Source organism: Candidatus Bathyarchaeota archaeon (assembly GCA_030739585.1).
In the GTDB taxonomy this organism is placed as follows: domain Archaea; phylum Thermoproteota; class Bathyarchaeia; order TCS64; family TCS64.
Genome location: JASLYX010000007.1, coordinates 1 through 15,153 on the forward strand (window position 1 = coordinate 1; position 15,153 = coordinate 15,153).

General features: G+C 51.8%; 10 protein-coding genes. 6 read left to right on the plus strand and 4 right to left on the minus strand.

The features are described 5' to 3' along the window. Positions 1–340 precede the first annotated feature (340 nt). From QGG23_06390 to QGG23_06415, 6 genes are all read left to right on the plus strand, one after another. Complete coding sequence (locus tag QGG23_06390) at positions 341–844, plus strand: ECF transporter S component (GenBank protein ID MDP6049053.1); 504 nt, start codon at positions 341–343, stop codon at positions 842–844. 543 nt (positions 845–1,387) lie between these two features. Further along, positions 1,388–3,109, plus strand: coding sequence for a dihydroxy-acid dehydratase (gene ilvD, locus QGG23_06395; protein MDP6049054.1), 1,722 nt, complete (start codon positions 1,388–1,390; stop codon positions 3,107–3,109). A gap of 96 nt (positions 3,110–3,205) precedes the next feature. Next, entirely contained in the window at positions 3,206–4,384 is a 1,179-nt protein-coding gene (locus QGG23_06400) for an MFS transporter (GenBank protein ID MDP6049055.1), read from the plus strand. Positions 4,385–4,422: 38 nt separating this feature from the next. Then, a complete protein-coding gene (gene kynU, locus QGG23_06405; GenBank protein ID MDP6049056.1) occupies positions 4,423–5,706 on the plus strand; it encodes a kynureninase in 1,284 nt (427 codons plus the stop codon). A 209-nt stretch (positions 5,707–5,915) separates the two neighbouring features. Next, entirely contained in the window at positions 5,916–8,780 is a 2,865-nt protein-coding gene (locus QGG23_06410) for a DEAD/DEAH box helicase (GenBank protein ID MDP6049057.1), read from the plus strand. A gap of 178 nt (positions 8,781–8,958) precedes the next feature. Beyond that, complete coding sequence (locus QGG23_06415; GenBank protein MDP6049058.1) at positions 8,959–9,111, plus strand: hypothetical protein; 153 nt, start codon at positions 8,959–8,961, stop codon at positions 9,109–9,111. On the opposite strand, the gene QGG23_06420 is transcribed toward QGG23_06415, so the two are convergent. The 4 genes from QGG23_06420 to QGG23_06435 all read right to left on the minus strand — a co-directional run bounded on the left by QGG23_06420 (position 9,108) and on the right by QGG23_06435 (position 15,121). Then, positions 9,108–9,758, minus strand: coding sequence for an RlmE family RNA methyltransferase (locus QGG23_06420; GenBank protein ID MDP6049059.1), 651 nt, complete (start codon positions 9,756–9,758; stop codon positions 9,108–9,110). The genes QGG23_06415 and QGG23_06420 overlap by 4 nt on opposite strands. A gap of 7 nt (positions 9,759–9,765) precedes the next feature. Beyond that, positions 9,766–10,935: a tRNA (guanine(10)-N(2))-dimethyltransferase gene (locus QGG23_06425; GenBank protein ID MDP6049060.1), complete on the minus strand. Its 1,170-nt coding sequence runs from the start codon at positions 10,933–10,935 to the stop codon at positions 9,766–9,768. 485 nt (positions 10,936–11,420) lie between these two features. Then, entirely contained in the window at positions 11,421–13,298 is a 1,878-nt protein-coding gene (locus QGG23_06430) for an ABC transporter ATP-binding protein (GenBank protein ID MDP6049061.1), read from the minus strand. Further along, the gene (locus tag QGG23_06435; protein ID MDP6049062.1) at positions 13,298–15,121 is read right to left on the minus strand and encodes an ABC transporter ATP-binding protein; all 1,824 of its coding nucleotides are present in this window, start codon (positions 15,119–15,121) and stop codon (positions 13,298–13,300) included. The genes QGG23_06430 and QGG23_06435 overlap by 1 nt, the downstream gene beginning before the upstream one ends. Between the last annotated feature and the right edge of the window lie 32 nt (positions 15,122–15,153).

Consider the following 15,153-nt stretch of genomic DNA (forward strand, 5'->3'; position numbering starts at 1 on the left):
GATTATGGGTAATTCCGTAGTTGGTGAGGACCTCCCTGGGCTCGTTTAGAGCCTTCAGTGTGACTCTGATGTCCATGTGCTCCATGCCCGGTCGGAGATCTACTATCTTTACCATAGTATCATTTCCACGTAGGATGGAGGGAATAAAAAAGTTGATGGGCGTAACAAATGAGATTCATTCACCTTCACGCGCGATTAACGGTTTTTAAGCTCTGAACCGCATTTAACCTCTTTTTGTCCCATAATTATAGGACTAAACTACGGAATATTATAGTTAATACTAGAATTGTTAAATACATTAGTTGTGTCTTTAACATAACACAAGTAAAGAGAGATCGATATGAGTATAACTAAGTTAACAACGAAAGAGATAGCCGCTATTGCAGTGATGGGTGCTCTAGCCACCATTGCCACGAGCATGTTCGCGTACCCCATACCTGCTACCTCAGGGTACTTTAACTTCGGGGATGCCATCGTCATGACCACAGCCCTCATCTTTGGGCCTGTCGTTGGTGCCCTTGCAGGGGGGCTAGGTTCCGGCTTAGCAGACTTTTTGGGAGGCTGGTATAACTGGGTGATCTTCACTACTGTAATTAAAGGGGCAGAAGGGTATGTCGCTGGGAAAATAGCCGGGGACTCCAAGGATAGGACTCTCAACAAGACTATTATAGCATGGGTCGTGGGGGCCCTTGTTATGGTCACTGGTTACTTCATCGTCCAAGTATTCATGTACGGTTTCGGGGCAGCCTTATTAGAGGTCCCATTCAACCTAGTCCAGATGACTGTCGCGGGCGTAGTTGGAGTCCCAATCTCTATCGCAGTGAAAGATCGCCTGAGCCTCTAGTAACAAGCCACCATATTTTCTATATCTCAGGCGCGATGAAAATGGATGAATACCCGTTTTTTTATGCATTTTCCATCTATTCCAGACTACCCTAGTTGAGGTAGAAATGATATTACAAGATCAGCTAGAGTATTTGTAATCGGTCAAGGAGTTCGCTATATTACTATGGTTCTAGGTTAATCAGTATCCGAGGTTTTAGCTATCAGTGAGTCATATCTTCATGCGCGATGGCGTGATCCATCGCGCTCGCGATTCATATTCTTATCGTCTAAACTGAAATCTGCGTGAACGTATTCATGAAAGTAGAGGGTTCCTATTTTTTGACTCATAATTATGTGACAAAAAAGGGAGGTTTTGATTCATAAGAGACCAGAAAACGTCCAGTAGATTCTTCAAAATCAAATGAGGATTTATTCTCTAAAGCTATCTAAAAATTAAATCTTGTTTCACGTATTTTTGCTCATTTGAGCTGATGTTCTCGTTGGGCGCATCTGAATAATTTTCTGAGAAACCCTTTTAGAGAACTCCGTTTCACCTAGCCCCATGGGTTCTGCAATTATAGAGGAAGTTCTATCTCAATCCGGGTCGTCTAATACACGGGCTAGGAGTTCTAAGGTCTTTGACGGGGTAGAGAGAAGTGTACATCGAAGCCTTCTAAAGGGGATGGGACTGACTGACAGTGATATAGCTAAGCCCCTTATAGCCGTGGTGAACTCGTGGAATGAGATCGTCCCCGGCCATATACATCTGGCCAGCCTCGCTGAGCACGTAAAAAAGGGAATAATTGAGGCCGGCGGGACACCCCTCGAGTTCAACACCATTGGCGTCTGCGATGGCATTGCAATGGGCCATGAGGGTATGAGGATGAGCCTTCCTAGCCGAGAGATCATCGCTGACTCAGTGGAAATCATGGTGGAGAGCCATGGCTTTGACGCGATGGTCTGCTTGACCACCTGTGATAAGATCGACCCCGGGATGATGATGGCCGCAGCAAGGATTAATATCCCCACCATTTTTGTCCTCGGGGGCCCAATGGAACCGGGATGTCCCACGTGGGGCAAGTTTGAGGGGCAGACCATCACTGTTCAGGAAATGTTCAAAGTGCCTGCACTAGTGATGTCGGGAGAAATTTCCAAGGAGGAAGCTAAGTACCTGGAGGACATCTGCTGTTCTGGAGCAGGAGCATGCGGTGGCATGTTTACTGCCAATTCTATGCAGTGCCTCATCGAGGCCATTGGTATGACACTCCCCTACATGGCCTCGGCCCCCTCAATGGGAGCCCATAGAATTAGGCTCGCCCACGAATCTGGCAAGAGGATCATGAAACTCCTCGAGGACGGGCTGAAGCCTAGTGACATCCTCACAGAAGCTGCCTTCAAAAACGCAATAGCCGTGGATATGGCCATGGGTGGCTCCACTAATACTGTTCTCCACCTCACAGCTATTGCCCACGAGGTCGGGATAGAACTGGACTTGGACCTCTTCGACGAAATAAGCAGGGGCACTCCCCATCTTTGCAATATGGCCCCGGCTGGCCCTCATAAAATCTGTGATCTACACGATGCCGGTGGGATCCCTGCCGTTATCAAAGAGCTGAGGGAAAGAGTTGATAGGAACGCCATTACAGTTCAGGGCCCTCTGTCTGAGCGACTCGTGCAGGCCAAAACCATTAATTCCGCAATAATTCACTCTGTCACTGATCCCGTGCACCCTGAAGGGGGAATAGCAGTTCTCAAAGGCACTCTCGCCCCAGACGCTTCCGTTGCTAAAGTTGTGGCCATGAGCCCTAAAATGATGGAGTTCCAAGGGACCGCCAAGGTTTACGATAGGGAAGAAGACGCAGTGGAGGCGATCCACAGGAGGGATGTTGGTCCAGGGAGCGTCGTGGTAATCCGCTATGAAGGACCCAAAGGAGGCCCTGGAATGCGGGAAATGCTCGTCGCTACCAGCACCATTGTAGGATACGGCCTTGAGGAGAGCGTTGCACTACTCACAGATGGCCGATTCTCTGGGGCTACGGCTGGTCCGTGCATCGGTCACGTCTCCCCAGAGGCGTCTGCCGGGGGACCCATTGCGCTCGTCGAGGACGGAGACAGGATAACCATCAACGTCCCCCTGCGAAGGATAGATCTTAACGTCCCAGCGGATGAGCTGGAAGCCCGGAGGAAAAACTGGACGCCGAAACAACCCGTGGTGAAAAAAGGCTATCTCGCGAGATATGCGAAAATGGTCTCATCGGCAGATAAGGGAGCTATCCTTAGTTAGATGGCCTTTAAAATTAATTCTTTTCTCCTTGGATGATCTCAAATAGGATCAATGTAACAGAGAGATGCGACTGCTGCTAGACACATGAGGCGTTTAATGTCAGACATTTCAGGAAAGAGGAGCCTTCGGGGAGTAATTGCTGTATGTTTTACAATATTCTTCATCGATGCCGCGAACGGCTTCAATGTTCCTCTTTACCCTTTCTTCGCCCGGAGCCTCGGCGCTTCAATGGCGCTAATCGGGGCGCTGGCATCAACAACAGGACTCACCACGGTCCTGCTCTCGATCCCGTTAGGCTCAATATCCGACCGCCTAGGGAGGAAGAGACTTATGTTGTTTGGTATAGCATGCACAATAATTGCGCCTCTCCTTTATAGTCTCGCATTGGAGCCCCTCCACTTGCTCCCAGCAAGGGTGATACTGGGAATCGCGCGAGGCTCGACGTTCACCATAGGCTTTGTCTACGTCACTGAGATTGCCCCTCGGGGCAAGAGGGGCTTGGCTCAAGGGCTATACCTCACGTCGATGGGTTCCGGGTTCACCGTAGGCCCCCTGCTTGGGGGCATGGCCGCCAAGACGATTGGTTACTCCCAAGCGTTCTTCATTAGCGCAGGATTAGCAATATGTGGTTTCGTTGCTCTTCTCTTTGCCCCAGAAAAGAAAGGTGTTTCCGCGAACGAGACGGGTAACCTTTTCTCTGGATTCATGGGGCTTATTAGAAATCCCAGTCTCCTCGCTGCGGGGATCGCAAATTTCTTCAACTCCACAATATTCAACACAATTATGGTCTTTTTCCCCCTTTACGGAATATCTATCGGGCTTGATGAGTCCCAAGTAGGCATGGCACTCACAGTGCGGGGACTCGCTTCAACTGCTACAAGAATCCCGACGGGGTTGGCGATTTCACGGCTGGGGGCGCTAAGAATGATGACTCTGGGGCTAGGAGCTTCAGCACTCATGATCCTAGCCCTCCCAGAATTCAACACCTTGGTAATACTGAGCGCTCTTCTCGGGATGCAGGGGATAGCATATGGTATCTATCTAACATCAGCAAACACGTATGTCACAGAGGAGGCCCCCTCGGGTATGGCGGGAGCCTCAATGGGGGTCTTCTCGACATTCTCAAACATCAGTGGGATCGTCAGCCCAATAATATTGGGGTCAGTGGCCGAGGCTTTTGGGATTGGAGCTACCTTTAAGCTCTCCTTTATCCTATCTATGGTGGGGTTTGTTATACTAACCTTCTTCTCAAGGAGGAGAGCACGATCTCCTTAAAACCACTCAAGAAGGGATATTCGTCGGAGCTTTCGTTTATGAATTTCAAGTTAGGAAGGGAATTTGCGCTCCAGCTTGACGCCGAAGACCCCCTCTCAACATTCAAAGAGAGATTCTACCATCTCCCAGGGAAAATCTACATGGATGGCAATTCCTTAGGGCTCATTTCCAAAGATGCTGAGGCGAGTCTAATGTCGATCATTGATGAATGGAAGACCCTTGGGATCGGGGGCTGGGGCGGAGGTGAGATACCTTGGATTAATTACGCCAAGAGACTGGGAGAGATGCAGGCGACAATGGTTGGTGCAAATCCCGGAGAGATTGTTGTTTGTGGTGGGACAACGGTGAATCTTCACGCCTTGGTGGCCACATTCTACGAGCCTAAGGGTGAGAGGCGAAAGATCCTAGCGGACGAACTTAACTTTCCCAGCGACCTCTATGCTTTGGCCTCCCAGATCAAACTAAGAAGAGGTGACCCTTCCAAGGACCTTATACTTGTAGAGAGCCGAGATGGGCGGATCATTGAAGAAGATGATATAGTTGATGCGATGACTGATGAAGTCGCTCTTATTCTCTTACCCGGCGTCTATTATAAGAGCGGCCAGCTCCTTGACATGGAAAGGCTCACCAGGGAAGCTAATATTCGGGGAATACCCATTGGCTTTGACTGCAGCCATTCCGTCGGAGTAGTCCCGCATAAATTCAACGAGTGGGGTGTCGACTTTGCATTTTATTGTAACTACAAGTATATGAACGGAGGCCCTGGCTCCACTGGGAGTATATATGTTAACAGCCGCCATTTCGGAAAGACCCCGGGACTAGCGGGCTGGTTTGGGAACAACCAGGCTACCATGTTTAATATGTCTAACAAATTTGATCCCGCCGAGGACGCGAGCGCCTGGCAGATCGGGACCACAACAATGTTAAGCACTGCCCCCCTGATGGGTGCGATTAGTATGATCAACGAGGCGGGGATCAATAGAATACGAAGGAAATCCACGAAGATAACCTCCTACTTGATTCATCTAATTGACGAGACCCTTAGCCAGATTCCCTACGGCTTCTCCGTCGGGACACCTAGGAAACACGATAGGCGGGGCGGCCACGTCGGTGTGGAACACTCAGATGCGTGGAGGGTTTCAGAGGCCCTAAAGGCTCGAGGTGTGATACCAGACTTCAGACCTCCTAACGTGATACGGCTTGCCCCTATCCCACTATACACAAGCTATCTGGAGGTATGGAACGTGGTTCAGCATCTTAAGGACGTCATCGATAATGGAGAACAAGAAGCTTTCTCTCACGAAAAGAGCATGGTCACCTAAGAGAGGATTCTATGGTTTTAAGAGACCGGCGCTCCCAAACAATAATTTAAAAGACATTTATTCTAGTCATGAATTATTAACCTGATACTCATCAATATGATTCAAAACCCCCTTTTAGTCTCAAAAGTATGGGACAAAAATAACTCCAAGGGTCTTTTGAGAAATAGTTTTTATTTGGCACCTATAGATAAGACTGGCTGGGCTCATATTTGACCGAGAAAAACGCCTTCTCGATACTCTGCAGACCGGTTCGGAGGCTTCTTGAAAAAAAGGGATTCCAGAAGCCCACGGAGCCTCAAAAACTCCTAATTCCCAAGATCCTCAAGGGTGGTCATGTCCTCCTCATTAGCCCTACCGCTACAGGGAAAACCGAGGCGGCAATGCTCCCCGTCCTCCATAAATATCTGATGGCGGAGCGCAAGCCAGGCATCAGCATCATTTATGTCACCCCTCTCAGGGCCCTCAACAGGGACATATTAAACCGCATGACATACTGGTGCAGCAGTCTTGACATCCGCCTCGCGGTCCGTCATGGGGACACCTCCACTAGGGAACGGAATTACCAACGACAAAGTCCACCAGAGATGCTCATTACCACCCCTGAGACCCTCCAGGCCATCCTCAGTGGTCGCATCCTCAGGAAATACCTAAAAGCTGTCCGATGGGTTGTAATCGACGAAATCCACGAACTCGCCGATAATAAGCGGGGCAGCCAACTCAGTATCGCGCTGGAGCGCATCAGGGAGCTCGCCGATGAAGAATTCCAGATGATAGGCCTGAGTGCCACCATCGGGAGCCCAGACAAAGTGGCCCAGTTCCTTGTAGGCAACGACCGTGAGGTGGAGACCATCCAGGTCTCTGCGTTCAGAAATACCCAACTTGAGATTGTCTACCCCGAGCCTGGGCCAAAAGACTATGATCTTGCTAGAGACCTATTCACCCATCCCGAGGTCGCCGCCCGTTTAAAGATTATGAGGGACCTCATCGAAGGCCACGAAACTACGCTTGTATTCACAAACACCCGGAGCACCTCGGAGCTCATAACAAGCCGATTCAACGTCTGGGACATGGACTTCCCCCTCAGCATTCACCACGGCAGCCTTGCCAAAACTACTCGTATCGCAGCCGAGACAGGGCTCAGACAAGGGGATCTCAAGACTGTGGTCTGCACATCTAGCCTCGAGTTGGGCATTGACATAGGTCATATCGACCTCGTTATCCAGTACAACAGCCCCCGTCAGGTCACCCGCCTTCTCCAACGGGTCGGGCGGAGTGGCCACAGCATCGGAGATCTGGCCAAGGGCGTTATAATTGCTATGAACAGCGAGGACTGCCTCGAGTCCATGGTAATCTGCCGTAGGGGACTCCAGGAGATCATGGAGCCCCTAATTGTCCCCGATAAACCTTATGACGTTGTGGTAAACCAGATCGTTGCAGAGTTTATGTCTCGAAGCCGAATTTACTTCTTGCAAGCCAAGAATCTTTTCAGCAAGGCCTACCCATTCAAAGACATTACTGAAAAGGAGATCCAGTTCGTCGCCCAATACATGCACAACCGATTCCCCCGGATGGCATGGGTCAGCGAGGTGGATGAAGTTATAATCCGGCCCAAGGGTAAACGGAAGACAATTTACCGCTACTTTTTTGATAACCTCAGTATGATACCCGACGAGAAAACATACCTCGTAATCGACACCGCTGAAGAAGCTCCAGTTGGCATTCTCCAAGAAGCCTTCGTTGCAGAGTACGCTAAGCCCGGGGTGAAATTCGTGATCAGGGGGCGCCCCTGGAAGATACTTAACATTCAAAATGACAAGATCTACGTCCGTGCTGAAGAAGACCCTACTGGCGCCATCCCCAGCTGGGTAGGTGAAGAGATTCCTGTCCCCCTAGAAATAGCTCTAGAAGTGGGAAAGATTAAAGCAAGAGTCGAGGAGAGACTCCTCAGAGGCAGTTCTACAAAACAAATCGCAGATGAGCTAAATATAGAGTATCCAGCCAAATCAGATACCATAGAAAAGGCTATCTCAGAGATTGTTGAGCAGGTAGAACTTGACTACCCCGTTCCTACCAACAAAAGGATCGTTGTAGAGGACTGGGGGGACAATGTCATAGTTCACGCTAACTTCGGCACTCTCGTTAATAGGACACTTGCCCGGCTTCTCGGCCACATCATTTCTGAGAAGACGGGCTATCCTGTAGGAGTCCAGCAGGAGACCTACACTGTAGTCATCCAGACGGTAGGAGCCGTGGACTCAAACTACGTCGCGAAGATTCTCACCAGCCTGTATGAGGTCGACCTTGAGAAGATTATGAAGAACGCCGTAGCCAAGACAGGCGTCTTCAAGCGCCGCCTCATTAACGTCGCCCGGAAATCCGGCGCCCTTAGTAAGTACGCCAACTTTAGCAACATCACTCTAGACCGTCTCATGAAAAGCTTCGAGAGTACATGTATCTATGAGGAGGCTATGAAGGACACTGCGCGGAAGGATCTTGACCTCCAAGCCACTATCACGATCATCAATGAGATCGGTGAGGGGAAGATTGAGGTAGCTCTTATTGATAACGGGGGGCAGATAACTCCCATGGCCGAGATGGTTGTGGATGGAATGAGTATGAGGGCTGACATTGTGCCGCCAGACAAGATCACCCGAATTATAGTCGAGTCTGCCAAAGCACGTATCCTCAACGAGACGAGGACTTTCGCATGTCTCACCAAGAGGGACCATGTTAAGACCCACAGGATCAAAGAACTCCCGAAATCGATCGAGTGTCCACAATGTGGCTCCACTGAGCTCGGAGTTTTTGATCGGAATATCGACGAGGTCTATCAAGAACTCGGGAAAGATAAGTTCGTTGAAAAAAGAGCCGGGGAACGATGGTGGGAGAGGGGAAAAGACGCCTCCAAGCTTGTATCAATGTATGGTAGGAGGGGCGCGATAGTAGCTACTGCGAAACGGGTTGACTTATCCGAAGCTTGGGATCTCCTAGCCGAGATCGATGATGAATCCGATGAGTTCTACGAAAGAGTTGTTGATGCCGAAAGAAATGCCCTAAAGAGGGGCTTCCATTAGATATTACTGGAACCAAGGGTAAAGTCCCAAATCCCCCCGATTACATTAAGAGGATCAAAATCGGGAAGATCACCTGGTATATCTCCTTGGGAAATATTTTATCCGCATCAAAGGAGATTTGGCGAAATCACTGAAATTGAAGCCTCAACGCGCGACTATGAGGACAGGAGGGAACTCGGTGAATTGGCAGAAGGAAAAAAGCAGGATCCCTCTCAGATCACTCATCTATTTTGGACTATCCGAAATTAAGCAGATAGTCCAGAAAATAGGGAAACCTGTGATCCATTTTAAAGTGGTCATAGAGATGGTCCAAAGGCGGCTAGGGATCTAACACTCCTCTTTCTTGCGGTAACCCTCGGGCAACCTTCTAAACGGTTTGAGTCGGTGAGCCACCAGATATATTTCGGCGCTATGCTTCCTTGAGGCCTTTGGCTTCACAATTTTCACAAGTTCAAACATTTTCCTAACATCATTCACATACTTATCATGCTCTGATCCTTGAAACGTTTTTACCACAAGCCAGCCATCACCTCTGAGAAGCTCATTGGCGATAACAAGAACTATTCGAGCAAGATGGATCTGCCGAAAATGGTCCAGATCCCAATTTCCACTGACATCCGGAGCCATATCTGAGAGAATAACATCCACTCTACATTGAAAAAAATCATGGATTTCCTTGATAGTACCTTCGGAGGTAACATCTCCTACTAGACTGTTAACACCTAGAAGGCCACGATGATTGATCTCCTGGGGATCAACCCCCATTATCAAGCCTTTGTCCCCTATTGCTTCACTTGCAACCTGAAGCCATCCACCGGGTGCTGCACCTAAATCTAAGACATTTCTAGCATCTTTGAGGAATCCAAACCGCTCTTCAAGTTGGATCAGTTTGAAAGCCGCCCTCGAGAGATATCCCTCTTCTTTTGCCCTGAGGTGATAATATTCGTTCTTCCTCTCGCTAAGCCATCTCTTAGACATTAGTGCTCTAAACTCCCTTAACATTGAGCTCTAAAACGATTCTCTTCACTGCCTCCACAGACGCGTCAGTTTTCAATCCCCTGTTATTTGCATGACTAACTGCCGCCTTGAACCCGGCGTTTCTCAGCCCATCAATGACTGGATTAAGACGCCTTGATGCAACCCCTAAATTAGAACTCAACTCGTCTAAAACGAAAAAACCGGGAGGCATATCTATTTCTCCTCTGACCTTTCTGATTATATTTATGAGTCTCCTATTGCTGCCAATAAATGAATCCTTAGAACACTCGATCATATCCAAGCAGAAATCATCATCGGCAAGGTTCCCGAGCCAGAGAGGTCCCGCAGCTTTCATCTCTGATCCACAGACTTCGCAGATACGCATTCTGTCGTCTAGCCCGCTTTTCTCTGAGCGAATACTCTTACACGCAGAACAATTAAGGAGATATCCTATCTCCCTGAGGCTTTTATCCACTCTCATCTTCCCTCTATCCAAGAGCATATAGAGCCGGATATAATGGTCTGCGAAAAAACTGAAAACAGGTTTAGATGCTACTTCGTGAATTGCGGCACCTCTAATGAAGGACCCGATCAGAATCCTTAACGCTGATTCGTGACTGTATCCTGTCCTCAGTGATGTGCTCCCGTATTTACGGATGCACGCCCGCACATTGACACCACAGAGAGGAGCCATATCAGTCGCCGTTAAGGCTACCATTCCGTCTCTTTTGGTAGCCCGCGCAACTGTATCGATAAAAGGGGCAGGGGTACCGAAAGGGTCGATATCAGTGTAATCAAATCGAGCAAGGGGTCGGGCGTGCAGCGATAATAGGAGATTTGCCTCCATCCTTCTCACACGTACCCTTTCACTCATTCCGTTCAATCCGATATTTTTCTCGGTGAGTCTTACTGCATGGGGGCTCATATCCCCTAGCACAATTTCTCGTACTTTCGGCACTTCAAGGGCCATCCTGATTCCCCTAATTCCAGTCCCGCACATAGGTTCACATATCGTTAGTGGCCTTGACAAACGTCTCTGGAGAGCGCCAAGAGCCAGAATCGCAGAATCCCTGTTCATATTCATTATAGGGTTGTAAAAAACTGGCGCTCGAGACCGTGCCCTCTCGAGAGTTTCGCCCTCTGATGAGACGACTTTGTAGATAATTATCTGAGCCATCCCTTCGGAAATAAAAGTCTTGGAATATTCCATCTAGACTATCTAGAGAGAACCGAGTTATTACATTAAGCCATCAGAGCGTAAATTTCGGTAGAATTGGTAAATATATTTGAATATTTTGTACCAAAAAATCCATGACCTAAGTCGTTTATTTGATACATAGAAGAAAAAAGATTACCATATTCAGATTTCGTAGTGCGTGGGTGTTCCCTGTGGAAGTCAGGACAACCAGTTCCACTTGTCCTATTATATAACGTAGCCTCCCATCATGCTCTCTGATGCATATCCACCAGACCTTCTTACCACTTCCTGGAGCAACCTGAGCTGGCGTCAAATCCCCATTCTGGGTTGGGTGCCCCTCCTTGACTAGTTCAGATTTACTCCTTCCAGCCCGCCCTTTCCAGATAGTCTTCCCGGGCCAGCGGCTACGGCTCAAAGGAACGACCCTGATGGGTGAGTAATAGAGTTACCCGAGGATCTTTTTTCTAATCCTCCACGGAGACCAGCTGCATCTCGCAGAGCCTCCTGTAGAGCGGGCTGCCCTCTAGGAGCTCCTCGTGGGAGCCCTCGGCCTCTATCCTCCCCTCGTTCAATAAGAGAATCCTGTCGGCCTCCCTCACCGTGGAGACCCTATGGGTCACCAGAAGCACGGTCCTACTCGCCATCTCCTCCCTGATCGCGTCCTGTATCAGCGCCTCTGTATGGGGATCGACGCTGCTCGTCGCCTCGTCGAAGACCAATATCTTCGGATCGGAGAGCAGCGCCCTCCCGAGACAGACAAGTTGCCGCTCACCGTAGGAGAGGTTTGTCCCCCTCTCCTGGATCACTGTATCATAGCCCTCCGGGAGCCTCGAGATGGCATCGTGGATCCCAACAAGTCTCGCGATCCTCATCATCTCTTCGTCCGGGGCTTCGGAGCGCCCGAACTTTAGGTTGTACTCGAGGGTTCCCGAGAAGAGGTAGGGTTCCTGCAGGACGATGGATACGGTTCTCCTCAGGGACTCGAAGTCCGCCTCCTTAATGTCCACTCCGTCGATCTCTACGACCCCCTCGTCGGGATCGTAGAACCGCCCGAGGAGGTTGATGATCGACGACTTGCCGGCTCCTGTGGGCCCGAAGATAGCGAGGCTCTCCCCGGGGCAGGCCTCGAAGGATATGTCTCTGAGGACCGGGAAGTCCTCAACGTAGCTGAATGTGACCCCATCGAAGACGAGGCGCCCCTGGACATCATCCATTTCTACGGCGTCGGGGGCTTCCCGGATCTCTGGTTCAAGGTCGAGGATGGTGAATATTCTCTCGGCGCCGGCCAGCGCGCTCTGGATCTCGCCGTAGAACATCGCGAGGTTCTGGATAGGGTTGAAGAAAGATGCCGCGTACTCCGAGAATGCAATCAGCTCTCCCAGGGTGCGGGCGGCGAGCATCACCTCCTGCCCCCCCAGGTACCAGATCGCGGCGGTCATGATCGAGTTGAGGACCGTCACTGTCCCAGAGTACACCACGGAGACAGACTCGGCCCTGACCTGGGAGCGCATGTTCTGCTCGTTGACCTCGTCAAACTCCACTATGGATCGGGCCTCTTGGTTGAGGGCTTTGGTGACCCTCGCCCCGTACATCAGATCCTGGACCTTCCCGGTGAGGGAGGCCACGTTCCTCCTGGCGATTCCCCAGGCCGATTTGACCCAGCCCTGGAAGAGCCTGCTCATGAGTGCCACCACCGGGGCGATGAGGAGCGCGACCAGGGTGAGCCTCAGGTTCAGGAAGAACATCACCGCGAGGATCGCCACCGCCATCATCAGGTCGGCGAAGAGCCCCACCACCCCCGTCGACATCAGCTTCTTTAGGGACTCGGCGTCGTTCGTGACTCTCGAGACCAGCCGCCCGGTGTTTCCGTGCTCGAAGAACCTCTGAGAGAGAGCCCCGAGGTGCCCGAAAAAGTCAGCTCTGATATCGGCGATCACGATGAGCCCGAGCTTGTCGATATAATAGGTCTGAAGGGATGATGCGATCCACTGAGCCAAGGAGATCAACACGTAGAGGAATCCCGCGGAGAGAAGTATGTGGGGCGTCCCAGGATATGCGCCGCCGCCGAGGGCCGCGGCGAGGGCCTCCAGCAGCCCGGCGAGCCAGAGGCCGTCGGCGGTGGGGGTCCCGTTGATGTAGAAGTCGAGGGTGACCTTGTAGAGGTAGGGCCCCGCCAGCACGGTGGCCATCTTGAGGATTACGAGGATCATCTCGAGGGCAAATAGCCCCCTGTGCCTCAGCATGTACCCGAATATGAGACGTTTAATCAGCTCTAGGTCGGTGAACTTCCTTTCGGTGGACTCAAGGGAGCCCACGTCGTACCGGTCCACGTACTCGGCCATCAGGAGCCACCCCTCAAGTCGAGGGCCTGGGATTCGATGAGCTGCCTGTATATCGGGTTCGAGTGGAGGAGGTCGTCGTGGCTCCCCTCGGCGGCTATCCTCCCCCGGTCCATCACCACGACCCTGTCCGCAGCCTTGCAGGTGGAGGCCCTCTGGGTGATTATCAGGGCGGTGCGGCTCTCCAGGAGAGCGTCTATGGCCTTCCGGATGAGGGCCTCGGTCTCGGCGTCAACGTTGGAGGTCGAGTCGTCGAGGATCAATATACCGGGGTCCGTCAGAATCGTCCTCGCTATCGTCAACCTTTGCCTCTGCCCCCCGGAGAGGGTGAGCCCCCGTTCGCCCACCAGCGTCCCGTAGCCGTCGGGGAGGGACTCGATGAATTCGTGGATCTGCGCCGCCTTGGCGACCTCGACAACCTCTTGGTCGGTAGCGTCGGGCTTCCCGAACGCGAGGTTGGCCCTGAGGGTATCAGAGAAGATGAAGACGTCCTGGAGGACTATCCCGACCTGTTTCCGGAGGCTGCTCAGGGAGACGTCCCGGACGTCGTGGCCGTCGATCCTCACCAAGCCTGCGGTCACGTCGTAGAACCGGGGCACCAGCTCGGCGAGGGTGGTCTTCCCCGAGCCCACGAATCCCATTAGGGCTACTTTCTCGCCGGGCTGCACCTTCATTGAGATGTCTTGGAGGGTCTCCTCGGCCCCTTCGTAGGAGAAAGAGACGCCCCTGAACTCGACCTCCCCGGTCACCTGGGGAAGCTCGACAGGGTCTGGTGCCTCTGGTACGTCCTCGCCGATGTCTATCACTTCGAAGACCCGCCTGGCACTGGCTATCGCGTCCTGGTAGAACATGATGAGCCGGGCAAACATCCGCATGGGCCCCACGAGCTGGGTGAAGTAGGTCCCGAACAGGATCATGGCCCCGATGGTGAGGCGGCCGTCGATGACTCGCTGGCCCCCGTAGAAGATGACGAGGGCCATGCCCACGGCAATCATCGCGGCTGAGGAGGGCCGGTACATGGACTGTATCCGTGATGCCTTGAGGCTGGTCTCGACGTAGCCCCGGTTATCCTCCTCGAACCGCTCCATGAATGTGGCTTCCTGTCCGTAGCTCTTCACCAGCTTGTGCGCGACGATGCCCTCGACTAGAACGGAGCTCATCTCCCCGAACTGGTTCTTCGCCTTCGCAAGGTGGCCTCCGATTCGGCTCGAGTAGAGTCGGGTGGAGAGGAAGACGAGGGGCATGGGGAGGCTGCAGATGAGGGCGAGGCCAGGGTCCACGAGGTAGAGGATGTAGAGGGTGAACGTGAACTGTATGCCGTGCCTGAAGATCTCCCGCACCGTCTCCGAGTAGAAGAGGTCTATGGCCCCCATGTCGCTGGTGAGGCGGCTGATGATCTGGCCGGAAATGACCCTGTCGAGGTAGCTGAACGACTTGTGGATGAGGGCGTAGTAGAAGTCCCGGCGCATCACCCTGAGGATGTTCTGGGACAGCGAGGCCCTGAGGGTGATGTGGATGACGTGGAAGACCCCCCGCATCACGGCTAGGAGAACGATGATTCCGCAGAGCAGGACCAGGAGCTCGGTCTGCCCCTCGACTCCCGTCCATGCCTTGAGGAGCTCTAGGAACCAATGGGTCCCTCCAGGGACGGGGATCACTATGTAGTCGATGATGAGCATCACGATGAGAGGGGAGATCAGCGCGAAGAGGCCGTTCCTCCCAAAGGCTGTGAGGACTATTCCGAGGAAGATGTGGAGGAAGGGCCTCATGTAGCCCAACAGGCGTTTGGTGAGATCCCAGTTCGAGGGATCGTAGTCGATGGCCATGGTCGTCTTTGTCTCCTTTTCTGCGGGTACTA

Bases quoted from the DNA above. Each gene is read 5' to 3' on its own strand.
- QGG23_06425 (MDP6049060.1), bottom strand. From the start codon at position 10,935: ATGGCTCAGATAATTATCTACAAAGTCGTCTCATCAGAGGGCGAAACT.
- QGG23_06390 (MDP6049053.1), top strand. From the start codon at position 341: ATGAGTATAACTAAGTTAACAACGAAAGAGATAGCCGCTATTGCAGTG.
- kynU (MDP6049056.1), top strand. From the start codon at position 4,423: ATGAATTTCAAGTTAGGAAGGGAATTTGCGCTCCAGCTTGACGCCGAA.
- ilvD (MDP6049054.1), top strand. From the start codon at position 1,388: ATGGGTTCTGCAATTATAGAGGAAGTTCTATCTCAATCCGGGTCGTCT.
- QGG23_06435 (MDP6049062.1), bottom strand. From the start codon at position 15,121: ATGGCCATCGACTACGATCCCTCGAACTGGGATCTCACCAAACGCCTG.
- QGG23_06420 (MDP6049059.1), bottom strand. From the start codon at position 9,758: ATGTCTAAGAGATGGCTTAGCGAGAGGAAGAACGAATATTATCACCTC.
- QGG23_06400 (MDP6049055.1), top strand. From the start codon at position 3,206: ATGTCAGACATTTCAGGAAAGAGGAGCCTTCGGGGAGTAATTGCTGTA.
- QGG23_06430 (MDP6049061.1), bottom strand. From the start codon at position 13,298: ATGGCCGAGTACGTGGACCGGTACGACGTGGGCTCCCTTGAGTCCACC.